The 25,717-nt window shown below is 67.8% G+C and carries 24 protein-coding genes; 17 read left to right on the plus strand and 7 right to left on the minus strand.

Annotated elements, in window-relative coordinates; translation table 11 throughout:
• Positions 1-25: 25 nt before the first annotated feature.
• The gene (locus tag C265_RS02225; RefSeq protein WP_010812809.1) at positions 26-736 is read right to left on the minus strand and encodes a phosphonate utilization associated transcriptional regulator; all 711 of its coding nucleotides are present in this window, start codon (positions 734-736) and stop codon (positions 26-28) included.
• A 264-nt stretch (positions 737-1,000) separates the two neighbouring features.
• Between C265_RS02225 and C265_RS02230 the strand changes: the two genes are divergently transcribed.
• The 7 genes from C265_RS02230 to purU all read left to right on the plus strand — a co-directional run bounded on the left by C265_RS02230 (position 1,001) and on the right by purU (position 10,686).
• Positions 1,001-2,035: a putative 2-aminoethylphosphonate ABC transporter substrate-binding protein gene (locus C265_RS02230; RefSeq protein ID WP_010812808.1), complete on the plus strand. Its 1,035-nt coding sequence runs from the start codon at positions 1,001-1,003 to the stop codon at positions 2,033-2,035.
• An 88-nt stretch (positions 2,036-2,123) separates the two neighbouring features.
• On the plus strand, positions 2,124-3,236 hold the full coding sequence (locus tag C265_RS02235; RefSeq protein ID WP_010812807.1) for a putative 2-aminoethylphosphonate ABC transporter ATP-binding protein: 1,113 nt from the start codon (positions 2,124-2,126) through the stop codon (positions 3,234-3,236).
• Positions 3,227-5,041: a putative 2-aminoethylphosphonate ABC transporter permease subunit gene (locus C265_RS02240; protein WP_010812806.1), complete on the plus strand. Its 1,815-nt coding sequence runs from the start codon at positions 3,227-3,229 to the stop codon at positions 5,039-5,041. The genes C265_RS02235 and C265_RS02240 overlap by 10 nt, the downstream gene beginning before the upstream one ends.
• 41 nt (positions 5,042-5,082) lie before the next feature.
• The gene (locus C265_RS02245; protein ID WP_010812805.1) at positions 5,083-6,216 is read left to right on the plus strand and encodes a 2-aminoethylphosphonate--pyruvate transaminase; all 1,134 of its coding nucleotides are present in this window, start codon (positions 5,083-5,085) and stop codon (positions 6,214-6,216) included.
• 98 nt (positions 6,217-6,314) lie between these two features.
• Entirely contained in the window at positions 6,315-7,166 is an 852-nt protein-coding gene (locus C265_RS02250; RefSeq protein WP_010812804.1) for an EamA family transporter, read from the plus strand.
• 97 nt (positions 7,167-7,263) lie between these two features.
• Entirely contained in the window at positions 7,264-9,759 is a 2,496-nt protein-coding gene (locus C265_RS02255) for an FAD-dependent oxidoreductase (protein ID WP_010812803.1), read from the plus strand.
• A 30-nt stretch (positions 9,760-9,789) separates the two neighbouring features.
• Positions 9,790-10,686: a formyltetrahydrofolate deformylase gene (purU, locus tag C265_RS02260; RefSeq protein ID WP_010812802.1), complete on the plus strand. Its 897-nt coding sequence runs from the start codon at positions 9,790-9,792 to the stop codon at positions 10,684-10,686.
• Positions 10,687-10,708: 22 nt separating this feature from the next.
• Here the strand turns inward: purU and C265_RS02265 are convergent, their stop codons facing one another.
• Positions 10,709-12,034: a PLP-dependent aminotransferase family protein gene (locus C265_RS02265; protein WP_010812801.1), complete on the minus strand. Its 1,326-nt coding sequence runs from the start codon at positions 12,032-12,034 to the stop codon at positions 10,709-10,711.
• An 85-nt stretch (positions 12,035-12,119) separates the two neighbouring features.
• Here C265_RS02265 and C265_RS02270 point away from each other — a divergent pair, with 85 nt between their 5' ends.
• The 4 genes from C265_RS02270 to C265_RS02285 all read left to right on the plus strand — a co-directional run bounded on the left by C265_RS02270 (position 12,120) and on the right by C265_RS02285 (position 15,258).
• Positions 12,120-12,749 (plus strand): LysE family translocator, encoded by a 630-nt coding sequence (locus C265_RS02270; protein WP_010812800.1) that lies wholly within the window; start codon positions 12,120-12,122, stop codon positions 12,747-12,749.
• Between the two features lie 25 nt (positions 12,750-12,774).
• On the plus strand, positions 12,775-13,113 hold the full coding sequence (locus tag C265_RS02275) for an antibiotic biosynthesis monooxygenase (RefSeq protein ID WP_010812799.1): 339 nt from the start codon (positions 12,775-12,777) through the stop codon (positions 13,111-13,113).
• A gap of 220 nt (positions 13,114-13,333) precedes the next feature.
• The gene (gene adh, locus C265_RS02280; protein WP_010812798.1) at positions 13,334-14,854 is read left to right on the plus strand and encodes an aldehyde dehydrogenase; all 1,521 of its coding nucleotides are present in this window, start codon (positions 13,334-13,336) and stop codon (positions 14,852-14,854) included.
• 2 nt (positions 14,855-14,856) lie between these two features.
• Positions 14,857-15,258, plus strand: a complete 402-nt coding sequence (locus C265_RS02285; protein ID WP_010812797.1) for a DUF779 domain-containing protein — start codon at positions 14,857-14,859, stop codon at positions 15,256-15,258.
• 96 nt (positions 15,259-15,354) lie between these two features.
• Here the strand turns inward: C265_RS02285 and C265_RS02290 are convergent, their stop codons facing one another.
• Both C265_RS02290 and C265_RS02295 read right to left on the minus strand, forming a co-directional pair.
• Positions 15,355-17,307 carry a sigma-54-dependent Fis family transcriptional regulator gene (locus C265_RS02290; RefSeq protein ID WP_010812796.1) on the minus strand — a complete coding sequence of 651 codons (1,953 nt, stop codon included), beginning with the start codon at positions 17,305-17,307 and terminating at the stop codon, positions 15,355-15,357.
• A 169-nt stretch (positions 17,308-17,476) separates the two neighbouring features.
• Entirely contained in the window at positions 17,477-17,719 is a 243-nt protein-coding gene (locus tag C265_RS02295) for a hypothetical protein (protein WP_010812795.1), read from the minus strand.
• A gap of 190 nt (positions 17,720-17,909) precedes the next feature.
• On the opposite strand from C265_RS02295, the gene C265_RS02300 reads away from it, so the two are divergent.
• Genes C265_RS02300 through C265_RS02310 form a run of 3 tightly spaced genes read left to right on the plus strand, consistent with a single transcriptional unit; the run spans position 17,910 to position 22,253 of the window.
• Positions 17,910-18,827 (plus strand): alpha/beta hydrolase, encoded by a 918-nt coding sequence (locus tag C265_RS02300; protein ID WP_010812794.1) that lies wholly within the window; start codon positions 17,910-17,912, stop codon positions 18,825-18,827.
• 30 nt (positions 18,828-18,857) lie between these two features.
• Positions 18,858-20,969: a penicillin-binding protein 1A gene (locus C265_RS02305; RefSeq protein WP_010812793.1), complete on the plus strand. Its 2,112-nt coding sequence runs from the start codon at positions 18,858-18,860 to the stop codon at positions 20,967-20,969.
• A gap of 30 nt (positions 20,970-20,999) precedes the next feature.
• On the plus strand, positions 21,000-22,253 hold the full coding sequence (locus tag C265_RS02310; protein ID WP_010812792.1) for an arsenic transporter: 1,254 nt from the start codon (positions 21,000-21,002) through the stop codon (positions 22,251-22,253).
• 9 nt (positions 22,254-22,262) lie between these two features.
• On the opposite strand, the gene C265_RS02315 is transcribed toward C265_RS02310, so the two are convergent.
• A complete protein-coding gene (locus tag C265_RS02315) occupies positions 22,263-22,454 on the minus strand; it encodes a hypothetical protein (protein WP_010812791.1) in 192 nt (63 codons plus the stop codon).
• A gap of 292 nt (positions 22,455-22,746) precedes the next feature.
• Here C265_RS02315 and folE point away from each other — a divergent pair, with 292 nt between their 5' ends.
• Together folE and C265_RS02325 are read left to right on the plus strand one after the other, a co-directional pair.
• Positions 22,747-23,496, plus strand: coding sequence for a GTP cyclohydrolase I (gene folE / locus C265_RS02320; protein WP_010812790.1), 750 nt, complete (start codon positions 22,747-22,749; stop codon positions 23,494-23,496).
• 45 nt (positions 23,497-23,541) lie between these two features.
• Positions 23,542-23,985 carry a BLUF domain-containing protein gene (locus C265_RS02325; protein ID WP_010812789.1) on the plus strand — a complete coding sequence of 148 codons (444 nt, stop codon included), beginning with the start codon at positions 23,542-23,544 and terminating at the stop codon, positions 23,983-23,985.
• 9 nt (positions 23,986-23,994) lie between these two features.
• Here C265_RS02325 and C265_RS02330 read toward each other — a convergent pair whose 3' ends face one another.
• Complete coding sequence (locus C265_RS02330; protein ID WP_010812788.1) at positions 23,995-24,249, minus strand: hypothetical protein; 255 nt, start codon at positions 24,247-24,249, stop codon at positions 23,995-23,997.
• 181 nt (positions 24,250-24,430) lie between these two features.
• The gene (locus C265_RS31165) at positions 24,431-24,595 is read right to left on the minus strand and encodes a zinc ribbon domain-containing protein (RefSeq protein ID WP_010812787.1); all 165 of its coding nucleotides are present in this window, start codon (positions 24,593-24,595) and stop codon (positions 24,431-24,433) included.
• Positions 24,596-25,063: 468 nt separating this feature from the next.
• On the opposite strand from C265_RS31165, the gene C265_RS02340 reads away from it, so the two are divergent.
• On the plus strand, positions 25,064-25,711 hold the full coding sequence (locus C265_RS02340; protein WP_010812786.1) for a response regulator transcription factor: 648 nt from the start codon (positions 25,064-25,066) through the stop codon (positions 25,709-25,711).
• Positions 25,712-25,717: the final 6 nt, after the last annotated feature.

Consider the following 25,717-nt stretch of genomic DNA (forward strand, 5'->3'; position numbering starts at 1 on the left):
GTACTTTCCATGGATACGGTCGGATTCAGGCAGCGGCGCCCTTGTCGGCGCTGGCCGGGTCCACCGCGGCATGCATGCGGGCGCGGCCACGCTCCACGTGCTCGCGCATCAGGCGCGCGGCCAGTTCGCCGTCGCGCGCGGCAATCGCCGAGACGATGGCGCGGTGCTCGCGGGTGGAGTCGGGCATGGCGGCGTGGCTGCCGGACAGCGCTTCGCGCCGGAACAGCGTCAGTTCCTTGACCAGGCGCCGGTAGGTATCCAGCAGCTTGCGGTTGCCGGCCAGTTCGACCATGCGGTCGTGGAACTCCAGGTTCAGCCGCGTGTATTCATCGACATCGCGCGCCTGGCTGGCGACGCCCAGCGATTCCACCAGCGCGCGCAGTTCGCGCAGGCCCTCGGGCGTGATGCGGGCGGCCAGCTGGCGGCCGATGAACTCATCCAGCACGGCGCGCAGCTCATAGATCTCATCGGCTTCTTCCACCGAGATGGCGCGCACGAACACGCCGCGGTTCTTCTCGGTGCGCAGCAGGCCGGCCTGCTCCAGCGCCCGGAAGGCTTCCCGCACCGGTCCGCGCGACACATTGAGCTGCCCTGCCACCTCGATCTCATTGAGCTTGGCGCCGGGGGGCAGGTCGCCCGACATGATCCGCAGTTCCAGTTCGCGCTGCACCAGGGTGGCCAGGGACTGGCTCTGCAGGATGGTGATTTCGCTCGCCAGCGGTGCTTGGCGTGACATGAAAACTCCCGTTTGTGAGGGATTGCGCAATATCGAAAATCCTTATTGCCATTAAAGCAAGCGGTTTGTATATTGTCAACAATCAAGACATCGATGTGGCGTGGATGGTGACGCACGGAGCGCGAAAACCCAGGCATATGTCTTGCAAGTGTTGTAGCACAAGGGTTTCACGGTGATTCAATGTTGTGCAGCACGCCCTATGGCAATGCAACATATTCACCAAATTGACACATATCTCCACCTACAATGCCAGAAGGAGTCCCCATGCAACCGTCCTTCACTTCCACCCTGCGCACCGCCGCCGCCCTGCTTGCGCTAGCCGCCTCCGGCACGGCGCTGGCCCAGAAGACCACCCTCACCGTCTACACGGCGTGGGAGATCGAGACCCTCAAGCCGTACGCCGAGGGCTTTGCCAAGGTGGCGCCCGATATCGAACTGAAGTACGTGCGCGACTCCACCGGCGTCATCACCGCCAAGGCGCTCGCCGAAAAAGGCAACCCGCAGGCCGACGTGATCGCCGGGCTGGCTGCGTCGAGCCTGGAACTGCTCAAGCAGGAAGGGATGCTGGCGCCCTACTCGCCCAAGGGCTTCGAGAAACTGACGCGCGACTACAGCGACAAGGCCACGCCGCCGTCATGGGTGGGGCTGGACGTCTGGGGCGCCACCATCTGCTTCAACACCATCGAAGCCAAGAAGCGCAACCTGCCGCGCCCCGAGACCTGGAAGGACCTGGCCAAGCCCGTCTACAAGGGCACCATCGTGATGCCCAACCCGGCCTCTTCCGGCACCGGCTTCCTGGACGTGACCGCCTGGCTGCAGCTCTATGGCGAGCAGGATGGCTGGAAGTACATGGATGCACTGCACGAGAACATCGCCCAGTACACCCATTCGGGCTCCAAGCCATGCAAGCAGGCCGGCTCTGGTGAGTTCCCGATCGGCATCTCGTTCGAGCTGCGCGCGCACAAGACGCTGGCCTCGGGCGCGCCGATCGAGATGATCTTCCCCAAGGAAGGCCTGGGCTACGACATCGAGGCTGCCGGCATCGTCAAGGGCACCAAGAAAATGGAGGCCGCGCAGCGCTACATGGACTGGCTGGCCAGCAAGGAGGCCAACCAGCTGTTTGCCAAGGACTGGGCCATCGTCGCCTATCCGGGCGTGGCGAGGAAGATCGAGACCATCCCGGCCAACTACGAGCAGATGCTGGTCAAGAACGATTTCAGCCATATCGCCAAGAACCGTGAGCGCGTGCTGGCCGAGTGGCAGAAGCGCTATGCCAGCAAGTCGGAGAAGCAGCCCTGAGCGCCTGAGCGCCGTCCTGTACCGGCGCCCTCGCCCCCTGGGGCAGAGGACGCCGGGTCCCCCAACAGAACTCACCGGGCCCCACGCCATGCAGACCTCCCCATCCACGGCCGAGACCTACCTCAGCCTGAAAGGCATCCACAAGCGCTTCGGCGGCAGCAGCGGCGCCTTCGTCGCACTCCACAATATCGACCTGGACGTGCGCCAGGGCGAGCTGCTGTGCTTCCTGGGCCCGTCGGGCTGCGGCAAGACCACGCTGCTGCGCATCATCGCCGGACTGGAATCGCAGAGCGCCGGCACCATCCGCCAGGGCGGGCGCGACATCTCCACGCTGCCGCCGATGGAGCGCGACTACGGCATCGTGTTCCAGTCCTACGCGCTGTTCCCCAACCTGACGGTGGCGGACAACGTGGCCTACGGCCTGGTCAACCGCCGCATGCCGCGTGACCAGCGCCGCGCCCGCGTGGATGAGCTGCTGACGCTGGTAGGGCTGCCCGAGCGCGGCAACCAGTACCCGGCGCAGCTGTCCGGCGGCCAGCAGCAGCGCGTGGCGATTGCGCGCGCGCTGGCCACCTCGCCCGGCCTGCTGTTGCTGGATGAGCCGCTGTCCGCGCTCGATGCCCGCGTGCGGGTGCGGCTGCGCAGCGAGATCCGCGCGCTGCAGCAACGGCTGAACATCACCACCATCCTGGTCACGCACGACCAGGAAGAGGCATTGTCGATGGCCGACCGCATCGTGGTGATGAACCAGGGCGCGATCGAGCAGGTGGGCACGCCGGCGCAGATCTACCAGCGCCCGGCCACGCCGTTCGCCGCGGACTTCGTCGGCAAGACCAACATGCTGGGCGCGCGCGTCTGCGGCGACGGCGAGCTGCACCTGGGCGGCGTGCGCATGCGCTGCGCCGCGCCCCCGGGCTGTTGCGCCGACGAGGACGTGCAGGTGTTCTTCCGCCCCGAAGACGTATGCGTGCGCGGCATCGAACAGCATGGCCCCAACGTGCTGGAGGCCACCGTGGACAAGATCGAGTTCCTCGGCGCGTTCTCGCGGCTGACGCTGCGCCTGCCTGACGCAGCGTCCGGCGCCCTGTACGCGGACCTCTCCCTCAATGACCTGCACGAGCTGCGCCCGAACACCGGCGACCTGCTGCGCCTGGCCATTCCCGCTGACCGTATCCGCATTTTCCGCCACGCATGCGCATGAGCCTCACTGCGGCGCCGGCCAATACGTCTGCCACCATGCCGGCCACCGATACCATCCCCGCTCCCGCCACCAGCGGGCCGGCCGGGCCTGCCAACCCTGGCGCGCAACCCGCGCCGCCGGCCCTGGTCGCAACCGCCGTGCGCGCGCACTGGACCGACCGCCTCGCCCACGTGCTGCTGGCGCTGGCCGCGCTGGCGCTCGCCTGCTTCGTGCTGGCGCCGATCGTGATGATCCTGGCCAAGAGCGTGCAGAACCGCGACGGCAGCCTGGCCGGCATCGCGCACTTCCGCGCGTATTTCGAGTCGCCCGCGCTGCTGCGCTCGGTGTGGAACAGCCTGTGGGTCTCTGCCCTGGCCACCTGCATCACCCTGCCGCTGGCATTCAGCTTTGCCTATGCGCTGACGCGCAGCCGCATCGCCTGCAAGGGCCTGCTGCGCAACCTGGCGCTGATCCCGCTGCTGGCGCCATCGCTGCTGGCGGCGATCTCCTTCATCTTCTGGTTCGGCAACCAGGGGCTGTTCAAGCCGTGGATGGGCAGCACCCAGATCTACGGGCCGCTGGGCATCGTGGCCTCGCTGGTGTTCGCCACCTTCCCGCATGCGCTGATGATCCTGATCACCGCGCTGTCGCTGACCGACGCGCGGCTGTACGAGGCGGCCGATGCGCTGGGCACCTCGACCGTGCGCAAGTTCTTCACCATCACCGTGCCGGGCGCGCGCTACGGCCTGGTCAGCGCGGCCATGGTGGTGTTCACCTATGCGATCTCGGACTTCGGCATCCCCAAGGTGATCGGCGGCAATTTCCATATGCTGGCCACCGACATCTACAAGCTGGTGATCGGCATGCAGGACTTCTCGCAGGGCGCGGTGGTGTCGCTGATGCTGCTGGTGCCGGTGGCCGTCACCTACTATGTCGATGCGCGCGTGCAGCGCCGCCAGATGGCGCTGATGTCGGCACGCTCGGTGCCCTACGTGCCGCGCCGCAGCCGCCGCTTCGACCTGGCCATGGCGATGCTCTGCTGGCTGATGGCGGCGTTGATGCTGGCGGTGATGGGCATGGCGATCTACGCGTCCTTCGTCAAGCTGTGGCCGTACAACTTCTCGCTGTCGCTGAACCACTACCGGGTGGGGCTGGTCGAGGGCGGCGTGGTCGATTCCTACCTGAACAGCCTGCGCATGGCGGGACTGGCCGCGGTGATCGGGCCGGTGTTCATCTTCGCCACCGCCTACCTGCTGGAGAAGACCCGCGGCATGGACTGGCTGCGCAGCTTCGTGCGGCTGATGGCGGTGCTGCCGATGGGCGTGCCCGGGCTGGTGCTGGGCCTGGGCTACATCTTCTTCTTCGTGCCGCAGGCCAACCCGATGCACGGGCTGTACCAGACGCTGGGGATCCTGGTGCTGGTGACCATCGTCCACTATTACGCGTCCTGCCACCTGACGGCGGTCACCGCGCTCAAGCAGCTCGACAGCGAGTTCGAGGCCGTGTCCGCATCGCTCAAGGTGCCGTTCTACAAGACCTTCTTCAAGGTCACGGTGCCGGCCTGCCTGCCGGCCATCCTGGAGATCTCGCGCTACCTGTTCATCAATGCGATGACTACGGTCTCCGCAGTGGTGTTCCTGTACGGCGCCGACACCAAGCTGGCCTCGGTCGAGATCGTCAACCTGGATGAATCCGGCGACATCGGCCCCGCGGCGGCAATGGCGACGCTGGTGGTGCTGACCTCGGCCTTCGCCTGCCTGCTCTATTACCTGCTGCAACGCGTGCTCGATTGCAAGACCCAGGCCTGGCGCCAGGGCAACGACTGACCTTTCCCCTGTTTCCACTCCTTCCCAATCAGGAGCTCATCATGATTCGCGGCAACGACCCGATCCTTCTGACCCCCGGTCCCCTGACCACCTCGCTCGCCACCAAGCAGGCCATGCTGCGCGACTGGGGCTCGTGGGACGCCGCCTTCAACGCCATCACGCGCAGCCTGTGCGACGACCTGGTGCGCATCGTCCACGGCGAAGGCACCCATGTGTGCGTGCCGATGCAGGGCAGCGGCACGTTCTCGGTGGAGGCCGCCATCGCCAACGTGGTGCCGCGCCACGGCAAGGTGCTGGTGCCGCAGAACGGCGCCTATTGCCAGCGCATCCTCAAGATCTGCAAGGTGCTTGGCCGCGCCAGCGTGGAACTGCCGATCCCCGAAGACCAGCCCGCCACCGCCGCGCTGATAGAAGAGGCCATCCGGCGCGACCCGTCGATCACGCACGTGGCGCAGGTGCACTGCGAGACCGGCGCCGGCGTGCTCAACCCGCTGCAGGAAATCGCCGCGCTGTGCCAGCGGCTGGGCAAGGGGCTGATCGTCGACGCGATGAGCTCGTTCGGCGCGATCGAGATCGACGCCCGCACCATGCCGTTCGACGCGCTGGTGGCCGCCACCGGCAAGTGCATCGAGGGCGTGCCGGGCATGGGCTTCGTGCTGGTGAAGAAAGACGTGCTGGAAGCCAGCCAGGGCAACAGCCACTCGCTGGCGCTGGACCTGTACGACCAGTACGTCTACATGCAGAAGACCACGCAGTGGCGCTTCACGCCGCCCACGCACGTGGTGGCGGCGTTCCGCACCGCGCTCGACCAGTTCCTGGAAGAAGGCGGCCAGCCGGTGCGCGGCGCGCGCTACCGCAGGAACTGCGACACGCTGGTGCAGGGCATGGCCGCACTCGGCTTCCGCGCCTTCCTGCCGGCGGCGGTGCAGGCGCCGATCATCGTCACCTTCCATGCGCCGGCCGACGCGCGCTATGACTTCAAGACCTTCTACGCCAGGGTGCGCGAGCGCGGCTACATCCTGTATCCGGGCAAGCTGACGCAGATGGAGACCTTCCGCGTCGGGTGCATTGGTGCGATCGATGACAACGAGATGCGCAATGTGGTGACGGCGATTGGCGAGGTGCTGCGCGAGATGGGGATCAAGATGCAGGCGCCGCTGGCAGAAGCGGCTTGACCCCTTGAGCATCTTCACCTCACTCGCCTAGCAGCAGGCTCCCCTCTCCCGCGAGCGGGAGAGGGGAGCAAACCATCGGTTCGCAAACTCAACCCTTCATGCCCCTCCCCCAAGACTTTCACGGCCTCGCCTTTGCCGCCGTGATGCTGTCCGCGCTGATGCACGCGTCGTGGAACGCCATCGTCAAGATCGGCGGCGACCGCTTGTCGTCGATGGCGCTGATCGACACCTTCTGCCTGCTGGTGGCCTTGCCCTTCCTGTTCCTGGTGCCCCTGCCCGCGCCGCAGGTGTGGCCCTTCCTGCTGGCCACAGTGGCGCTGGAAGTCGGCTACAAGCTGTCGCTGGTGGCTGCCTACAACCGTGGTGACTTCAGCCAGGCCTATCCGCTGATGCGCGGCTCGGCGCCGATGATGGTGGCGATCCTGCTGCTGCTGGCCGGCAGCGAACGGCTGGGGCCAGGCGGCTATGCCGGCATCGCGCTGATCTGCTGCGGGCTGGTCAGCCTGGTGCGCTGGCGCCGGCAATCGCCCGACCTGCTCGGCTTTGCGCTGCTGGCCGGTGCCTGCCTGGCGGCCGGCACCGTGATCGACGGCACCGCGGTCAAGCGCTACGGCGAGGTCTTCACCTACATCGTCTGGCTGCAGGCGATGTCGCACATCTTCATGCCGACCTACGCCTTCAGCCGGCGCGGCAACGCGCTGGTCACGCTGATGCGCACGGAATGGAAGCGCGCGTGGATCGGCGGCATCAACCGGGTGGGCTCGTATGCGCTGATGCTGTGGGCGATGACCATGGCGCCCGTGACCAAGCTGGCGGCGCTGCGTGAATCGAGCGTGATCTTTGCCGCGCTGCTGGGCCACTTCCTGCTGCGCGAGCCCTTCGACCGGCGGCGGCTGATTGCGACCGCGCTGGTCCTGGCGGGGATCCTGACACTGCAACTGGCGCGCTGATCCGTCGACGCATGTTGCATTTTGTGTTGTTTGTTGGCGTTTTTTTGCATAACATGGCAGGCAACGCCAAACCCTTTCCTGCCGAGGTTTTCCCGCCATGTCCCCTGTCATCCCATCCCACTCCCGCGTCGTCATCATCGGCGGCGGCATCATCGGTTGCAGCGTCGCCTATCACCTGACCAAGCTCGGCTGGAAGGATGTGGTCCTGCTGGAACAGGGACAACTGTCCTGCGGCACCACCTGGCACGCGGCCGGGCTGGTCGGGCAACTGCGCTCGCAGGAAAGCATGACGAAACTGATCCGCTACTCCACCCAGCTGTACAGCGAACTGGAAGCGGAAACGGGCCTCGGCACCGGCTGGAAGCAATGCGGCTCGCTGTCGGTCGCGCGCACCGCGGAACGCATGACGCAACTGCGCCGCACCGCGGCGGTGGCGCGGGCCTATGGCGTGGATTGCGAGGTGATCTCGCCCGCCCAGGCCGGCGAACTATGGCCGGTGATGCGCACTGACGACCTGCTTGGGGCGGTCTGGCTGCCGGGCGACGGCAAGGCCAACCCGACTGACCTGACCCAGGCGCTGGCGCGCGGCGCGCGCAGCCGCGGTGCGGTCATCGCGCAGGATACGAAGATCACCGCGATCCATACCCGCGATGGCCGCGCCACCGGCGTGAGCTGGCGCAACAAGGCCGGCGACGAAGGCCGCATCGAGGCGGAGATCGTCGTCAACTGCGCCGGCCAGTGGGCGCGCCAGGTCGGGCAGATGTGCGGCGTGACCGTGCCGCTGCACTCGGCCGAGCACTATTACATCGTCACCGAGCGCATTGCCGGCGTGCATCCTGACCTGCCGGTGATGCGCGACCCGGACGGCTTCATCTACTTCAAGGAAGAAGTGGGCGGGCTGGTGATGGGCGGCTTCGAGCCCAATGCCAAGCCGTGGGGCATGCAGGGCATTCCTGAGCCGTTCGAGTTCCAGTTGCTGCCTGATGACTGGGATCAGTTCGAGATCCTGATGGAGAACGCGCTGATCCGCGTTCCGGCACTGGAGTCGGCGCAGGTCAAGCAGTTCTACAATGGGCCCGAGTCCTTCACGCCGGACAATAACTTCATCCTCGGCGAAGCGCCCGAGCTGCGCAATTTCTACGTGGGCGCGGGCTTCAACTCAATGGGGATCGCGTCTGCCGGCGGCGCCGGCATGGCACTGGCGGAATGGATCGTCGCGGGCGAGCCGACCATGGACCTGTGGCCGGTCGATATCCGCCGCTTTGCCGGCTTCAACGGCAACCAAAGCTGGCTGCACGACCGCGTCAGGGAAACGCTGGGCCTGCACTACGCGATGCCCTGGCCCAACCGGGAACTGGATACGGCGCGGCCGTTCCGGCGCTCGCCGCTCTATGCCCACCTGCACGCTGCCGGCGCCAATTTCGGCAGCAAGATGGGCTGGGAGCGGCCAAACTTCTTCGCGCCTGCCGGACAATCGCCCGAGATCCGCTACTCGTTCGGGCAACAGAACTGGCTGCCGTGGAGCGGCGCGGAACACCGCGCCTGCCGCGAGGCGGTGGCGCTGTTCGACATGAGTTCGTTCTCCAAGTACATCGTCAAGGGTGCCGATGCCGAGGCCGTGCTGCAATACGTGATGAGCAACGACGTGGCCGTGCCGCCGGGGCAGACCGTGTACACCGCCATGCTCAACGATCGCGGCACCTATGAATCCGACCTGACCGTGACGCGGCTGGCGCACGACCAGTACCTGCTGGTGACCGGCTCGGCGCAGACCACGCGCGACTTCAATTATATCGAGCGCCTGATTCCGGCCGACAAGCGCTGCGCGATTGTCGATGTCACCGGGCAGTACGCCGTGCTGGCGGTGATGGGCCCGCGCTCGCGCGAGCTGCTGCAGAGCGTGTCGCGCACCGATTTTTCCAATCAGGCGTTCCCGTTCGGCACCTCGAAAGAAATCGATCTCGGCTATGCCACGGTGCGCGCCACACGCCTGACCTATGTGGGCGAACTGGGCTGGGAGCTGTATGTCCCGGTGGAATTCGCCGTGGGCGTCCATGACACTTTGCACGAGGCCGGGAAACGCTTCGGACTGGTCAACGCCGGCTACTACGCCATCGAATCGCTGCGTATAGAGAAGGGCTACCGCGCCTGGAGCCGCGAACTGACCACCGACATCCATCCGTTCGAGGCCGGGCTGTCGTTTGCCTGCAAGCTGAACACGGACATCCCGTTCCGCGGGCGCGAAGCGCTGCTCAAGCTGCGCGCTGCCGGCGGTGCCGCGCAGGTGCGGCGGCGCGTTGCCGTGGTCACGCTGGACGGCGCCAGCGAGGCCATGCTCTGGGGCGGCGAGGCGATCCTGCGCACCGCCCCGGACGGCACCGTGCGCCCGGCCGGCTTCGTCACGTCGGCCGCGTTCGGCCACACCCTTGGCTGTCCAGTGGGCATGGGCTTGCTGGCACGCGCCGATGGTCCGGCCGACGCGGCATGGATCGAGGGCGGCAAGTATCACGTAGACCTGGCCGGGGAACTGCTGCCCGCGCGCATCCACCTGCGCGCGCCGTACGATCCGGCCAGCGAGCGGACCAAGGCCTGAACCTCGATGCAAGCGGATACCGGAGTGTCCATGCCAGTGATCCAGACCGAAACCGCCAGCTACATCCTGACGCTGTCATGCCCCGACCGTCCCGGCATTGTCCATGCCATTTCGGCGCTGCTGGTGGAAGCCGGCGCCAATATCGTCGATTCCGCGCAGTTCGGCGATCGCGACAGCGCACGGTTTTTCATGCGCGTGCACTTCCAGCGGCCGCTGCCCGAAGGCCAGGATGCCGGCGATGCGCTCGCTGCCCTGCGCAGCACGCTGGCAGGCGTGGCGGCCGCGCATGAGATGGACTGGTCCCTCCACGACGCCGCGCGCAAGCCGCGCGTGATGCTGATGGTGTCAAGGATCGGCCACTGCCTGAACGACCTGCTGTTCCGCTACCGCACCGGCCAGCTGCCCATCGAGATTCCGGCCATCGTCTCCAACCACAAGGACTTCTACCAGCTTGCGGCGAGCTACGACATCCCGTTCCATCACCTGCCCCTGCTCAATGCCACGCCGCAAGGCAAGGCCGCGCAAGAAGCGCGGCTGTGGGACCTGGTCTGCGACTACAGCATCGACCTGGTCGTCCTGGCCCGTTACATGCAGGTCTTGTCCGACGAGCTGTGCCGCCGCCTGGAGGGCCGCGCCATCAACATCCATCATTCCTTCCTGCCCAGCTTCAAGGGCGCGCGCCCGTACGCGCAAGCCTATGAGCGCGGCGTCAAGCTGATCGGCGCCACAGCGCACTACGTGACCGGCGACCTCGACGAAGGCCCCATCATCGAACAGGAAGTCGCGCGCGTGGACCATGCCATGGACGCCGCACAGCTGACCGCCATCGGACGCGACGTGGAATGCGTGGCGCTGGCGCGTGCGGTGAAATGGCATGCGGAACATCGGGTCCTGTGCAACGGCGGCAGGACCCTGGTGTTCCGCTGACGCGGCAGCCTTTGCCGCAGCTTCAGCCGGCCACCGCCCGCCGGACCTTGCGCAACGCCTGCTCCAGCGCATCCATGGAAATCGACCCGAGCGCCAGCCGCAGCGCATGCGGCACGCTCGCGCCGACCGCGAACGGCTCGGCCGTCGTCACCAGCACACCCTCGTGCTCCAGGGCGGCCACGACCTGGTCGGCGCGCAGGTCCTCCTCGAGTTCAAGCCACAGGTAGTATGAAGACGGGTGCGCCGTGACGCGGCAGCCGCGCAGGATGCGCCGCGCCAGGCTCTGCCTGCGCCGGGCATCCTTGCGCTTGCGATCTTCCAGGTCATCGACGATGCCGGCTTCGATCCAGAGGCAGCCGAGCGCCACTGTCAGCGACGGCGTGTTCCAGGTTGACACGCGAATGGCGCGTTCCAGGGCCGGCACCAGCGGCGCGGGCGCCGCGACAAACCCCATCCTCAGTCCCGATGCCACGCTCTTCGACAGGCCCGAGACGTAGACGGTCCGCTCTGGCGCGAAGGTGAACACCGGTTTCGGCGCCGGTTCGGCAAGGAAGGCGTAGGCGCCATCTTCAATGATCAGCAGATCATGCCGTTGCGCCAGGGCCGCAAGGCGACCGCGGTCCGCCTCGCTCATGACATAGCCCAGCGGATTGTGCATGGTCGGCATGGTGTAGACCGCCCGCACCGGACGCCGCTTGCAGAGCGCGGCAAGGCGATCCAGGTCCAGGCCCGCGGCGGTCACCGGCAACGGCTCCAGGTCGAGCCGATACAACTGCGCCAGCGCCTTCATGCCCGGGTACGTCAGCGCGTCAACCGCCAAGACGTCGCCGGGATTGAGCAGCCCCATCACCGTCACCGCCAGGCCCTGCTGCGCGCCGTTGACGATCAGCACCTGGCTGCCCGGCACCCGGATACCGCGGTTGCGCAGGTGCCGGGCGACGGCCTGCCGTTCGTGCGGGCGCCCGCCCTGCGGCGCGGAATGCAGCAACGCGTCAAGGTCGCCCGAAGCCGCGATGCTGCGCAAGCCATCGCGCAACAGTTCAACCTGCCCGGGCAGCGACGGATAGTTGAAAGTCAGGTCCACCGCGCCGGCGCGCACCGGATGCTGCTCCAGCCCCAGGCCACGCGGCAGCGAGGTATCGCGCACGAACGTGCCCCGGCCGGTCTCGCCGACCACTAGGCCGACGGCCTCCAGCTCGACGTAGACGCGTGCCGCGGTCGCCAGCGCCACGCCGTACTGCTTCATCAGCGCACGCACCGTCGGCAGTTGCGTGCCCGGAGGCAGTTCGCCGCGATGAATGCGCGCGGCAATCTCGTCAACAATGGTTTTGTAGCGCGCGTGGGCCATGCTTTGTATCTAGAACAATGCTTTGCGTGTATCAGGGCCAGAAGAATAACCTGCATGCCTAGTCAACGCTAACCATTTCCTGCACATGATTGCCCTGACCACCCTGTCGGTCTTCGCCGCGGCAGTGATGCTGCTGCTCCTGTCACCTGGCCCGAACATGGCCTTCGTGATGGCACATGGCATCACCTATGGCCCTCGGGGCGGCGTCGCGACGGCACTGGGGATTGCCGTGGCCGACCTGATCCTCACGGTCCTGACAGCCACCGGCATCACCGCCCTGGTGATGGCGTGGGCGCCGGCGTTCGACCTGATCCGCTATGCCGGCGCGGCCTATCTGCTGTGGATGGCGGTCAAGGCGCTGCGGCAGCCGCTTGCGCTGAAAGAGGCAGTGGTGACGCAGGCGTCGTTGCGCTCGGTGTTCGTGCGCGCCATGCTCAACAGCCTGCTCAATCCCAAGGCGCTACTGTTCTTCATGGTCTTCCTGCCGCAGTTCGTGGATCCCGGCAAGGGCGGCGTGGCCCGGCAGCTGCTCGTGCTTGGCCTGGTCCTGACGGTGATCGCCACCGTGTTTCACGCATTGCTCGGCGCGGCTGGCGGCACCGTGCGCCGCTTCCTGTCACGCCATCCCAAGGCGGCAACACTGCAGTCGCGCGGCCTGGCAGCCGTGCTGGTGCTGCTGGCGCTGCGGCTGGTGCTGACCTCACGCCCGGCCTGAACCCGTTTCCCACGCAGAGCCCCTGATGTATATCGCAGCCTTTATTTACCGGCCCGGCCAGGCCGATGACGAGTTCCACCGCCTTAGCGCCCTGATCGACGAGATCGCCGCCGGCATACCCGGCTTTGTCGGTGCCGAGTCCTGGCGCTCGCCAGATGGCCAGTTGTCCAACGCCAGCTACTACTGGCGCGACAAGGACTCCCTGCAGGCCTTCGCCACCCACCCGCGGCACCTGGACGCCAAGCGCCAGTACCGCAAGTGGTATGACGGCTATCACGTGGTGATATCCGAAGTGCAGCGCGCCTATGGCGACGGTTCGCTCCGGCACTTCGTGCCCGACAGCCGGCGCCAGCGGCAGGGGTAAGCCCTGCCCCGGGTGTTCCATTCTGGAACACCCGGTGTCACGCGCTGGCACAGCCGTGCCGGCGCGTGACATCTCCCACCCGTGCCACGCGCACGCGCCCCCCGCTTTTCCCCGTTTTTTCGTTCGATTCACGCCCCGGCACAGCTCTTGCGATCTGCCTGCCGTGCGCACGGCCGGAATGCCGTGACGACACCACAGAAATCTCTGAACGGAGCGAGACATGAACATGGCGGAAATCGCCCAGCTGGGCGTCAGCAACCCCTACAAGCAGCAGTACGAGAACTACATCGGCGGCGCCTGGGTGCCGCCCGCCGGCGGCGAGTACTTCGAATCGACCACGCCGATCACCGGCAAGCCGTTCACGCGCGTGCCGCGCTCCGGCCAGCAGGATGTCGACGCCGCGCTGGACGCCGCGCACGCCGCCAAGGCCGCGTGGGCTCGCACCTCGACCACCGAGCGCGCCAATATCCTGAACCGCATCGCCGACCGCATCGAGGCCAACCTGAAGCTGCTGGCCGTGGCCGAGAGCATCGACAACGGCAAGCCGGTGCGTGAAACCACCGCCGCCGACCTGCCGCTGGCGGTCGACCACTTCCGCTACTTCGCCGGCTGCATCCGTGCGCAGGAAGGCGGCATCTCCGAGATCGACGCCGACACCATTGCCTACCATTTCCATGAGCCGCTGGGCGTGGTCGGCCAGATCATCCCGTGGAACTTCCCGCTGCTGATGGCCACCTGGAAGCTGGCGCCGGCGCTGGCCGCCGGCAACTGCGTGGTGCTCAAGCCCGCGGAGCAGACGCCGGCCTCGATCCTGGTGCTGATGGAAGTGATCGGCGACCTGCTGCCGCCGGGCGTGGTCAACGTGATCAACGGCTTCGGCCTGGAAGCCGGCAAGCCGCTGGCATCGAGCCCGCGCATCAGCAAGGTCGCCTTCACCGGCGAGACCACCACCGGCCGGCTGATCATGCAGTACGCGTCGCAGAACCTGATCCCGGTGACGCTGGAGCTGGGCGGCAAGTCGCCCAACATCTTCTTCGAGGATGTGCTGGCTGCCGACGACGCCTTCTTCGACAAGGCGCTGGAAGGCTTTGCCATGTTCGCGCTGAACCAGGGCGAGGTCTGCACCTGCCCGTCGCGCGCGCTGATCCAGGAATCGATCTACGACCGCTTCATGGAGCGCGCGCTCAAGCGCGTGGCCGCGATCCGCCAGGGCCATCCGCTCGACACCGGCACCATGATCGGCGCGCAGGCGTCCGCCGAACAGCTGGAGAAGATCCTGTCGTACATCGACCTGGGCCGCAAGGAAGGCGCGCAGTGCCTCACCGGCGGCGAGCGCAACGTGCTGGACGGCGACCTCGCGGGCGGCTACTACGTCAAGCCGACCGTGTTCGCCGGCCACAACAAGATGCGCATCTTCCAGGAAGAGATCTTCGGGCCGGTGGTCTCGGTGACCACCTTCAAGGATGAGGAAGAAGCGCTGGCCATCGCCAACGACACGCTCTACGGGCTCGGTGCGGGTGTCTGGACACGTGACGGCGCGCGCGCATTCCGCATGGGCCGCGGCATCCAGGCGGGGCGCGTGTGGACCAACTGCTACCACGCCTACCCCGCGCATGCGGCATTCGGGGGCTACAAGCAGTCCGGCATCGGCCGCGAGAACCATCGCATGATGCTCGACCACTACCAGCAGACCAAGAACCTGCTGGTGAGCTACAGCCCCAACGCGCTCGGGTTCTTCTGACCATGGCGGGCCCGACGTCCGCTCCCGCCACCGCGCCGGTCGCACGCGTGGTGGCAACCCCGGCCGCGCTCGCGCTGATCGCGGAGCTGGCCGCGCGGCATGGCCCGCTGATGTTCCACCAGTCCGGCGGCTGCTGCGACGGCAGCGCGCCGATGTGCTACCCCGCCGGCGAACTGCTGGTGGGGCAGGCCGATGTCTGCCTGGGCGAGATCGGCGGCGCGCAGTTCTACATGACGCGGGCGCAGTTCGAGTACTGGCAGCACACGCGGCTGGTGATCGATGTGGTGCCGGGGGCGGGCGGGATGTTCTCGCTGGAGGGACGGACGGGGAAGCGGTTCCTGACCCGGTCGGAGTTGTTCAGCGATGAAGAGGCCGCGTGGCTCGCGGCGCAGCCGGGGTTGTGAGGATGATTGCTTGCTGATGTCGGTAGTTGCTTGCCGACGGAGTGCTCCCTCTCCCGCAAGCGGGAGAGGGAGCAAACAAGCGGGATCGGAAGGCCTTCAGCGCTCCGCTTCCTCGTCGCCCTCCAACCCCTCCCTCAACCTCCGATAGATCGTATTGCGCGACACCCCCAGCTCACGCGCCGCGTGGCTGACATTGCCGCCGTGCCTGGCGAGCGCCTGCCGGATCAGGCCTGCTTCCCAGTCGCGCATGCGGGCGGATTTTGATGGCGCCGGCGCCTGCACGGCAGCCGCCGCGTCACAGCGCTCCGCCTCATCGCCGCACTCCTGCTCAAACCCTTCCGGCAGGTGCTCCACCCCGATCTGCGCCTCCCCTTCCGCCAGGATCGCCGCGGTGCGCAGCACGTTGGCAAGCTGCCGGATATTGCCCGGCCACGGGTGCCGGCGCAGCAGCGCCAGCACCTGCGCGTCGACATGCACCGGGGACGGCAGGCCGGCTTCTTCGCACTGCCGCTGCAGGATGCGATCGACCAGCAGCGGCAGGTCGCTGCGCTCGCATAGCGGCGGCAGGGTCACGGCCAGCGCATTGATGCGGTAGTACAGGTCTTCGCGGAAAGCGCCATCGGCAATCATCGCGCGCAGGTCGCGGTGGGTGGCACAGACCACGCGCACATCGACCGGCAGCGCGCGGGCGCTGCCCAGCGGGGTGACCGCGCGCTCCTGCAGCACGCGCATCAGCCGCACCTGCTGTGCCAGCGGCATGTCGCCGATCTCGTCCAGGAACAGCGTGCCGCCGTGCGCCTGCACGACCTTGCCCTCGCTCCCGCGGCGACGCGCGCCGGTGAAGGCGCCTTCTTCATAGCCGAACAGTTCGGCCTCGATCAGCGATTCGGGGATGGCCGCGCAGTTGACCGCGACGAAAGGCCCGCCGGCGCGCGGCGAGGCGGCGTGGATGGCGCGCGCCAGCCACTCCTTGCCGGTGCCGGTGCGGCCCTGGACCAGGATGGTGATATCGCGCCCGCTGACCTTGCGCACGCGGCGCAGCACCGCGGCCACCGCGGCGTCGCCGGTATCGAGCGCGGCCAGTGCCGGCGGCAGCGGGTCTTCGGCGCCGGGCTGGCGCACCGCGATGGGCGCGGCCAGGTATTCGATGCGGGCAAACACCTGCACCCGGCTGGGCAGCGTCAGCGTCTGCAGCGATCCCGCCGCGCCACCGCGCGCCTGCATCGCCGCGCGCACCGGCTGGCCGAACAGCCCGGCAAAACCGGCGTCCGCCAGCGCGTGCGGGGCCAGCCCCAGCTGGAACAGGCCGCTGCGGTTGGCAGCCAGGAAGGCGCCGTCGGGCGAGAACGCCGCCACGCCCTCGAACAGCGTGCCGACGAACTCGGGCCGCGCATGGAAGCGCACCAGCAGCGCGTCCGGGAAGTGGTTGGCAAACAGGTGGTTCTCGATCATCTGCGCCGACATCCGCACCAGCGCCATGGTGTGCCGGTGGAAGCCGCGATGATCGCCGCTGACATCGAGCGCGCCCAGGATGGCACCGGTCGGGCTGGCGATCGGCGCGCAGGAGCAGGTCAGCTGGTGGTTGGACTCGAGGAAATGCTCGCTGGCATGGATCAGGGTGGGACGGGCCTCCGCCAGTGCGGTGCCGATGGCATTGGTGCCCTTGCTCGGCTCCGACCACGATACCCCCGGTGCCAGCGCCACGCGCCGCGCCCGCGCGACGAATTCGCCGTCGCCCAGGCTGTGCAGGATCACGCCGCTGCTGTCGGTCAGCAGCACCATGCTGTCGGTATTGGCGATCTGCGCGTGCAGGGTCTCCATCACCGGCAAGGCATGGCGGTACAAGTCGCGGCTGGCGTCCACCAGCTCACCCAGCGCGCGCGGGCTGACGGCATCGAAGCCGGGCGCATGGCGCACATCCAGCCCGAAGCCGGCCGAACGCGCATGCGCGCGGGCGATCAGGCCGGCGCGGTCGGCATCGGCCGGGTCGACATGGGCAGCCTGGCGGGCAACATCGGAAGGCGCAGCGGGATGGGCGGCACGGTGCATGGCGGCGGGTCTCCTGTATCAGCAGGCGGCGCGCGTCGCGGCCGCTGCCTGCCGTCCCGTGGCGCGTGCCGTGCAGCTCAGGTGCGGCGGCAGGCCGGGCGGCTGTAGTCCGGCAACCTTATCACAGGCTCCCGGCCATGTATTGCCCCCGCGCCATGCCGGGCCGGGGTCAGCGTTTTTCGTCGAGCAGGTCGTTCAGGATTTCGTCGAAGGTGGCCTGGGCATCTTCCAGCGCCTGCAGCGCCGCATCGAACGTCTGCAGCGCAAGCTTGGAAGGCTTGCCGCTGCCCTGCGGCGGATAGTGGGCCTGCAAGGCGGTGAAGGCCACCTGCACCTGCCGCGTGGCCGCGACCACGCGTTCCATGGCCTGCGCCTCTTCGGCGCGGTATTGCTCGTGTTTCTGCTCGCTCATGCCCGTTTGCTCCGTATGCGCGCCGTCTCGGGAGGGGGTGCGCGCGCGTGAATGAGGTATATCGTACAAGAACTGCGCCGGGCGGCTTGCGCTGCGCGCTCGCGCCTGACAAAAATGAGGTAGGCTGCGCGGCTGGGCGGCAAGGCCGGCGCTGGTGCGCCCCGCCTGGCAGCGACACTGAAGACTAGCCATGCCATTGATCACCCGCCGTACGCTGGCAGCCGCGCTGATGACTGCCAGCGGCTTCGCCTGCTACTGGACCTACCTGGCGCTCAACCAGGAACGGCTGCTGTTCGATGCACGCCGGCGTCCGCCGCGCGACCTGCCCGACGGCATCATTGGCTACTCGCACCTGATCCCCGGCGGCGTGGTGCGCGGCTACATCTACCATAGCCCCGGCGACAACGTGCGCGACCTGCTGTTCTACCTGCCCGGGCGTGGCGAGGATGTGCTCGAAACGCTGCAGTACGCGCGCTGGCTGCCCGCCGGCATGGCCTTCGCCACCTATGACTACCGCGGCCTGGGACACTCCGACGGCCTGCCGTCCGAGGGCGCCGCAGTGGCCGACGCCAGCCAGTTCCTGCTGCATGCGCGGCGTGTCTTCCCCGACACCCGGGTGCATGTGGTGGGCCGCAGCCTGGGCACCGGCGTCGCGATCCAGCTGGCGGATCTGCAGGACTTCGACAGCCTGCAGCTGATCACGCCCTACGACTCGCTGCTTGAACTGGTGCGCAAGCGCTTCCCGCTGGTGCCGCTGCGCCAGCTGATGCGCCACCATTTCGATTCGATCTCGCATTGCAAGAAGGTCGTGCAGAGCACCAAGGTGCTGCTGGCCGAGACCGATGAAGTGGTGCCGCATGAATGCTCGGAACGGCTCATGGCTGCCTGGCCCGGCCCGGTGGCGTTGCAGACCGTGCCAGCCACGAATCACTTCACCATTATCGAACGCGAGGAAACCTGGCTGGCGCTGTGCGAATTTGCCCGGCATCACGGCCAGGCCAGGCTGCGCGTGGCTACAGCCCAGCCCGCACCGCCGGCCGCCACCGGCACGCCGCCCATCGACCATGACGAGCTCGGCAACCCGCTGCCGCTGGCGGCCGGCCGCTAGCGCCAGTCAGGCAGCGGGTAAAATGCGCGCATGAAAAAAATCGCAGTCAAGGCAGGCGGCGCCGTACTGGCGCTGGCTGCAGCCGGTGCCTTGCTTGCCGGCTTTGCCGCGGTGGTAAGCCTGCGGCAGCTTCCCGCAGTCGACTCCCTGCGCGACTACCGGCCCGACGTGCCCCTGCGGATCTACACCAGCGACAATGTGCAGATCGGCGAGTTCGGCAGCGAGCACCGCGAGTTCATCCCCTTCGGGCAGATGCCGTCGCGCATGGTCCAGGCGCTGCTGGCAGCCGAGGACGACCAGTTCTACGAGCACGAGGGTGTCGACATGCCCGGCGTGCTGCGCGCCGCGCTGGCCAACCTGGGCCAGGGCTATGCGCAGGGCGCGTCCACCATCACCATGCAGGTGGCGCGCAATTTCTACCTGTCGCGCGAGAAGACGCTGGCGCGCAAGTGGTATGAAATGCTGCTGGCCTGGCGCATCGACCAGACCCTGCCCAAGGACCGCATCCTTGAGCTGTACATGAACCAGGTCTACCTGGGCGAGCATGCCTACGGCTTCGGCAGCGCCGCGCATGCGTACTTCGGCAAGCCGCTGGCGTCGTTGTCGCTGGCCGAGGCGGCGATGCTGGCGGGGCTGCCCAAGGCCCCTTCGTCCATCAACCCGGTGGTCAACTTCCCGCGCGCCAAGCGGCGCCAGGAATATGTGCTGGGCCGCATGCTGGCACTGGGCATGATCAGCCAGGACGACTACCGCGAGGCCCGCGCCGCGCGCCTGGCAATCTCCGACGACAGCCCCGGCAGCTTTGCCGGGCATGCCGAGTACGTGGCCGAACTCGCGCGCCAGCTGGCGCGCGAGCGCTTTGGCGACGAGGCCTACACGCGCGGCCTGAACGTCTACACCACGGTGTCGTCGGTGCGCCAGACCCTGGCTTACGATGCGGTGCACGGCGGGCTGGAAGGCTACGCGCGGCGCCACCGCAAGTTCGTCAAGGACCTGTCGCAGGGCCCGCAGGGTGCGCTGGTATCGCTGGACAGCGCCACCGGCGCGATCGAGGCGATGGTGGGCGGCGCCGACTTTGCCACCAGCCGCTTCAACCACGCCACCCAGGCGCAGCGCCAGCCGGGCTCGACCTTCAAGCCCTTCGTCTATGCGGCGGCACTGGAGCGCGGCGTGTCGCCCGGCACGCTGATCAACGACGCGCCGCTGCCCAATGGTTCGCGCTGGCAGCCGTCCAATGACGACGGGCGCTTTGTCGGCCCCATCACCGTGCGCCAGGCGCTGGCGGAATCGCGCAACCTGCCGGCGATCCGCACGCTGCAGGCGATCGGCATTCCGTACACGGTGGAGTTCGCCAGCCGTTTCGGCTTCGCGCCCAGGCGGCTGCCGCGCTACCTGCCGCTGGCACTGGGCACCGGCACCACTTCGCCGCTGCGCCTGGCCGCGGCCTATGGCGTCTTTGCCAACGGCGGCCACCGCATCGAGCCCTACCTGATCGCGCGCATCACCGACAGCGAAGGCAAGGTGCTGTTCTCTGCCGAGTCGGAGGACGCCGCGGACAGCCCGGCCCCGCCGCGCGTGATCAGCGCCCGCAACGCCTTCGTCATGGACAGCCTGCTGCGCAGCGTGGTCGACGACGGCACCGGCGCCGGCGTGCGCCGCTACCTGCGCCGCGCCGACGTGGCCGGCAAGACCGGCACCACCAATGACTCGGTCGACGGCTGGTTCGCGGGCTACGCCGGCGGCGTCGTCACGGTGGCGTGGATGGGCTACGACGACAACCGCAGCCTGGGCGAGCATGAGTTCGGCGCCACCACCGCGCTGCCGGTGTGGGCCGCCTATATGGAGGGCCGCCTTGCGGGCGTGCCCGTGCCTGAAGCTGAAGCGCCCGCCGGCGTGGTCCGCGTGGGAGATGACTGGATGTACGCGGAGTATGCGGATGGCAGCCACGGCATCGCCGCCATCGGCTTCCCGCCGCCGGCACCCGCGGCGGCGCCGGCGGTCGATCCGGTCGCCAGCAACCTCGGCGGGACCGCGGCGCCGGCCCCGGCTGCCCCCGCGCCGACACCTGTCACCAGCGAGGCAACTGGCCTGCCGGCGCCCGGCGCTGCCACGCCGGCCGTCCCCGCGGACGCCAGGCTGTAGACTTCCGGCTTTCCACTGTCCCCGATCCCGATGTCCAGCCACGCCCCGCTGCTGATCTGGTCGGTCGCCGCGCTGACCACGGCCGGCGTCCTGTTCCGCCCGTTCCGCCTGCCCGAAGCCTTCTGGGCCGCCGCCGGCGCCCTGCTGCTGTGCGTCACCGGCCTGATGACGCTGCCCGACGCGCTGGCGGCGGTGCTGCGCGGCTACGACGTGTACCTGTTTCTCGCGGGCATGATGCTGATCTCCGAGCTGGCCCGCAAGACCGGGCTGTTCGACCACGTCGCCGCGCTCGCCGTGCGCCGGGCGCGCGGTTCGGCGCCGCGGCTGTTCCTGATGGTGTACGGCTTCGGCACGCTGGTGACGGCATTCATGTCCAACGACGCCACCGCCGTGGTGCTGACGCCCGCGGTGCTGGCCGCCACCCGCGCCGCGCGGGTCCGGCATCCGCTGCCCTACTTGTACGCGTGCGCCTTCATCGCCAATGCCGCCAGCTTCGTGCTGCCGATCTCCAACCCGGCCAACCTGGTCATCTTCGGCACACGCATGCCGCCGCTGGCGGGCTGGCTGGCGAGCTTCGCGCTGCCGTCGCTGGCCGCGGTGCTGGCCACGCTGGCAGCGCTGTGGTGGACCCAGCGCGCGGCGCTGGCCGAGCCCATCGAACATGACGTGCCGGTGCCGCCGCTGTCGCCGCAGGCCCGGCTGACCGCGCTGGGCATCGTGCTGACCGGCCTGATCCTGCTGGTGGCCTCGCTGCGCGGCAACGACCTGGGCTGGCCGACCTGCGCGGCGGGCGTGGCCACGCTGCTGCTGGTCTGCGCGACCCGGCGCGAGCTGCTGGTGCCGGCGCTGCGCGAGGTGTCATGGGGGGTGTTGCCGATGGTGGCGGGGCTGTTCGTGCTGGTCGCGGCACTGGAGCAGACCGTGGTGATCGGCCAGCTGGCCGATGCCGTCGCAGCGGCATCGCGCGACGGCGGCGCACTGGCCCTGCTGGGCGTGGGCGCGGTGGTGGCGCTGGCGGGCAATATCGCCAACAACCTGCCGGCCGGCCTGATCGCCGCCTCGGCGCTGGCGGGCGGACATGCCTCGCATGCCGTGACCGGTGCCGTGCTGATCGGCATTGACCTTGGCCCCAACTTGTCCGTCACCGGCTCGCTGGCCACGCTGCTGTGGCTCACGGCGCTGCGGCGCGAAGGGCATATGGTCAGCGCCGGCCAGTTCCTGCGCGTGGGGGCCGTGGTGATGCCGGCAGCGATGCTGCCGGCACTGGCGCTTTTGCTGCTTTAGGCTGCTGGCTCAGCTGGTAGCGGCGTCATTGGCCGCGGGGGTGTTGGCGGCCTGCAGCAGGGGCCGGCGCAGGCCGGTCGCGCCATGGCGCACGGCACTGGCGTGGTGTTCCGCCACGCCAGTTTCCACCGGCGTGGCCGGCAGCGGCACTGTGACCACATGGAGCAGCATCAGGCTGCTGCACGGAAAGGCAATCGGCATGATGACGTTATTCCCGACAAAGAGTCAGGCCGCGCGCTGCAGCGGCCGGGTGCCGGCGGCTTTATGGCGGGCTGCCTGGCGTTGTGCAGACATTATGTGCGCTTGTCGGCGTTGTGCGGCGCGGGCTTTAGCGATGTCATGAACTATTCACGGAGCAACGTCGGCTTGTGGCGTAATCGGCCCACCGCGCCGCACCTTGCCATGCCCCGTGCGGGTTGTGAGGCCACGGCATCTGCCATATAGTGAATCCGGCACACCCGCTGCGCAGTCATCCATCCCACCACGCATAACCATGACCAGCAAGGACGCGGCGCACCGCGCGAAGGACAGCAACGCCGGCGACGATGCCGGCCACCCCCACGCCCACAGCGTCTCCGCCCGCATCCGCGCACGGCTCGAGGCCGCGCAGGAGCGCTTCCACGCCAACGACAATATTTCGCACCACATCGAGCCGGGCGAGATGGAGCAGCTGCAGGCCGAAGTGCAGGCGCGCCTGGAGGACGTGCTGCGCGCGCTGGTGATCGACGTCGACAACGACCACAACACCCAGGAAACCGCGCGCCGGGTCGCCAAGATGTACCTGAAGGAGATCTTCGCCGGCCGCTACGCCAAGGCGCCGCCGGTGACCGAGTTCCCCAACGTCGGCCAGCTCAACGAACTGATGATCGTCGGCCCGCTGCGCGTGCGCAGTGCCTGCTCGCATCACCTGTGCCCGATCATCGGCAAGCTGTGGGTAGGGGTGATGCCGAACCAGCATTCCAACCTGATCGGCCTGTCCAAGTACGCGCGGCTAGCCGAATGGATCATGTGCCGGCCGCAGATCCAGGAAGAGGCGGTGGCACAGGTCGCCGACCTGCTGCAGGAAAAGATGAATCCCGACGGCCTGGCCATCGTGATGGAAGCCGAGCACTTCTGCATGCACTGGCGCGGCGTGCGCGACACCGATGCCAAGATGACCAACAGCGTGATGCGCGGCTCGTTCCTGAAGGACGACAGCCTGCGCCGCGAGTTCCTCACGCTGCTGAACCACAACCGCGGCTAGGCCGCACGCCCCGCCCACCAGCCGCCACAACCGAGCGCCACGCCCATGCTAGTCCGCCTGCTCTATGCCAGCCGTGCCCGCCAGGCCATCGACGCCGCCCTGCTCGACGCCATCCTGGCCACCAGCCTGGAACGCAATCCGCGCCACGGCATCACCGGGGTGCTGTGCCACGGCAACGGCATCTTCCTGCAGGCGCTGGAAGGCGACCGCCAGGACGTATCACAGCTGTTCCAGGCGATCGCACGCGACCCGCGCCACCACGACGTGACCCTGCTGCATTTCGAGGAAACCTGCACGCGCGACTTTGCCGGCTGGGCGATGGGCCAGGTCAATGCGGCGCGCATCAACACCGCCACCCTGCTCAAGTTCTCGGCGCGCGCCGAACTGGATCCGTACCGCACCTGCGGTGCGGCGTCGCTGGCCTTGCTCAAGGAGCTGATCGCCGGCGCGTCAGTGGTGTCGCGCACCGGCGAACGCGGACGGCACTGAGCCTCGCCGTCAGGCCGTCACCTGGCCGAACAGGCCGCACTCCAGGTCGCTCTCGAATTCCTCGACCCAGACCGAACCGGGGCCTGCCTCGTAGACACTGGTCTTGTCCGTGCCGACCCGGCGCACGCTGATGCGCCGCACCCCGGCCTCGCGGCTTTCCTCGAAAATCTCGAACATCTCGGCCGCCAGCCCGACCTGCCTGCATACCTGCAGGACCTGTTGCTGCTCGTCGGCGGGAAATTCGGTGAACGGTCTCGTTGCCATGGCATCCTCCGTCAAGGTTGAGATCGCCGCTTGCGCGCAGCGCTAACGCACGTGGTGCACGGGCACCACGCCTGGAAAAGACATGCCGCGGCCGTCGGCCGGCGGCACACCTGCGCGCCCGCCGCACAACTGCGGCGGGCCGCAAACCCTCCTGGGAGGTAGTTGTTCGGACTCAGCGGACTCAGCTCTTGCGCTGGGTCACTGCCACGAACGGGGCCGGTGCGTGCTGGACGGACTGGCTGCCGCAGTTCGGGCAGTTCGGATGGGCAGAGGCGTGTTCTGCGAGATGCTCGGTTTTCTCGAACATATGGCCGCACTTCTCGCAGCGGTATTGGTAGACGGGCATGGCGTTCCCCAACGCGGTGCACGCGCCGCGGGGCGCGTGTCAGCTTCATTCTAGGACAGCGGTCCGTGCCCCGAAGCGTGAAAATTCGCCGTGCCGGAGCCGGCGCGCTGCGCGCATGCGGGGATGTCACCGCGAATTCACTTTCTCTCGCGGCGCTCCTGCCTGCCGCTGCGTGAATGCGTCTTCCGCCACGCATTGACATAAGGCAAATAGCCGGCCGCGCTCGCCGCGGAACAAGCGACGCAATGCTGCGCAAACCCAGGTCAAGCATCGCGGCATGGCGCCGTTCTATTGGCAGGTCACGCATTTCCCAAACTGGCCGTGTCCATGCCCGCCTCAGCTAGTTCCCTGAACTAGCTGAATTACGATTCAAGGAGGTGTGGAACATAGCCAGAATCTCGGATTTGTGGTGGCGCAATCGCCCAGTGCAGCCGGCGTGGACCGGTTGCCGCCCATCCGGAGATAGCTATGTACGACGGAGTCTTGCGTGTCGCCCTGGCGGACGACCACCCGCTGGTCGTGGCCGCCCTGCGCGACTGCCTGCAGCGCAGCGGCAGTGCCCAGATCAGCTGCGAATGCCGCAACGGCACCGAGTTGCTCGGCGCGCTGGACCAACATCACGCCGATATCGCCATCACCGATTTCTGCATGGGCCACGGCGATACCTCGCTGGACGGCTTCAACCTGCTGGGCCGCCTGGCGCGTCGCCATCCGCTGACGCGCGTGGTGGTGATCAGCGCCCAGACCAATCCCGCCATCATCCGCCGCGCCATGAAGCTTGGCGTGCGCGCCTTCGTCAGCAAGGAAGACCACCTGGAGGAGGTCGTGCGCGCCTGCATCCACGTCGCATCCGGCGGCAGCTGCTTCTATTCCCCCGCGGTGCACACCATCCTGCAACACGCCACGCTGGCCGGCGCACCGGCCACCGAACTGACGCAGCGCGAACTGGAAGTGATCCGGCTCTATGTGCAGGGCCTGCAGTTGACCGACATCGCCGGCAAGCTCGGCCGCTCGGTCAGCACCATCTCCAGCCAGAAGACCGTGGCCATGCGCAAGCTGGGGGTGCAGACCAATACCGGCCTGATCCGCTACGCCTATGAAAACCGCCTGATCTGACACGGC

Origin of the sequence: Cupriavidus sp. GA3-3 (assembly GCF_000389805.1) — a bacterium.
Classification (GTDB): Bacteria; Pseudomonadota; Gammaproteobacteria; order Burkholderiales; family Burkholderiaceae; genus Cupriavidus; species Cupriavidus necator_D.

Excerpts from the sequence above, each read along its gene's own strand:
- C265_RS31165 (WP_010812787.1), bottom strand. The coding sequence starts at position 24,595 with ATGCCCGTCTACCAATACCGCTGCGAGAAGTGCGGCCATATGTTCGAG.
- C265_RS02310 (WP_010812792.1), top strand. The coding sequence starts at position 21,000 with ATGTCCAGCCACGCCCCGCTGCTGATCTGGTCGGTCGCCGCGCTGACC.
- C265_RS02305 (WP_010812793.1), top strand. The coding sequence starts at position 18,858 with ATGAAAAAAATCGCAGTCAAGGCAGGCGGCGCCGTACTGGCGCTGGCT.
- C265_RS02255 (WP_010812803.1), top strand. The coding sequence starts at position 7,264 with ATGTCCCCTGTCATCCCATCCCACTCCCGCGTCGTCATCATCGGCGGC.
- C265_RS02270 (WP_010812800.1), top strand. The coding sequence starts at position 12,120 with ATGATTGCCCTGACCACCCTGTCGGTCTTCGCCGCGGCAGTGATGCTG.
- C265_RS02235 (WP_010812807.1), top strand. The coding sequence starts at position 2,124 with ATGCAGACCTCCCCATCCACGGCCGAGACCTACCTCAGCCTGAAAGGC.
- C265_RS02225 (WP_010812809.1), bottom strand. The coding sequence starts at position 736 with ATGTCACGCCAAGCACCGCTGGCGAGCGAAATCACCATCCTGCAGAGC.
- C265_RS02250 (WP_010812804.1), top strand. The coding sequence starts at position 6,315 with ATGCCCCTCCCCCAAGACTTTCACGGCCTCGCCTTTGCCGCCGTGATG.
- C265_RS02315 (WP_010812791.1), bottom strand. The coding sequence starts at position 22,454 with ATGCCGATTGCCTTTCCGTGCAGCAGCCTGATGCTGCTCCATGTGGTC.
- C265_RS02275 (WP_010812799.1), top strand. The coding sequence starts at position 12,775 with ATGTATATCGCAGCCTTTATTTACCGGCCCGGCCAGGCCGATGACGAG.
- folE (WP_010812790.1), top strand. The coding sequence starts at position 22,747 with ATGACCAGCAAGGACGCGGCGCACCGCGCGAAGGACAGCAACGCCGGC.
- C265_RS02245 (WP_010812805.1), top strand. The coding sequence starts at position 5,083 with ATGATTCGCGGCAACGACCCGATCCTTCTGACCCCCGGTCCCCTGACC.
- C265_RS02265 (WP_010812801.1), bottom strand. The coding sequence starts at position 12,034 with ATGGCCCACGCGCGCTACAAAACCATTGTTGACGAGATTGCCGCGCGC.
- C265_RS02325 (WP_010812789.1), top strand. The coding sequence starts at position 23,542 with ATGCTAGTCCGCCTGCTCTATGCCAGCCGTGCCCGCCAGGCCATCGAC.
- C265_RS02290 (WP_010812796.1), bottom strand. The coding sequence starts at position 17,307 with ATGCACCGTGCCGCCCATCCCGCTGCGCCTTCCGATGTTGCCCGCCAG.
- purU (WP_010812802.1), top strand. The coding sequence starts at position 9,790 with ATGCCAGTGATCCAGACCGAAACCGCCAGCTACATCCTGACGCTGTCA.
- C265_RS02330 (WP_010812788.1), bottom strand. The coding sequence starts at position 24,249 with ATGGCAACGAGACCGTTCACCGAATTTCCCGCCGACGAGCAGCAACAG.
- C265_RS02230 (WP_010812808.1), top strand. The coding sequence starts at position 1,001 with ATGCAACCGTCCTTCACTTCCACCCTGCGCACCGCCGCCGCCCTGCTT.
- C265_RS02300 (WP_010812794.1), top strand. The coding sequence starts at position 17,910 with ATGCCATTGATCACCCGCCGTACGCTGGCAGCCGCGCTGATGACTGCC.
- adh (WP_010812798.1), top strand. The coding sequence starts at position 13,334 with ATGAACATGGCGGAAATCGCCCAGCTGGGCGTCAGCAACCCCTACAAG.
- C265_RS02240 (WP_010812806.1), top strand. The coding sequence starts at position 3,227 with ATGCGCATGAGCCTCACTGCGGCGCCGGCCAATACGTCTGCCACCATG.
- C265_RS02340 (WP_010812786.1), top strand. The coding sequence starts at position 25,064 with ATGTACGACGGAGTCTTGCGTGTCGCCCTGGCGGACGACCACCCGCTG.
- C265_RS02295 (WP_010812795.1), bottom strand. The coding sequence starts at position 17,719 with ATGAGCGAGCAGAAACACGAGCAATACCGCGCCGAAGAGGCGCAGGCC.
- C265_RS02285 (WP_010812797.1), top strand. The coding sequence starts at position 14,857 with ATGGCGGGCCCGACGTCCGCTCCCGCCACCGCGCCGGTCGCACGCGTG.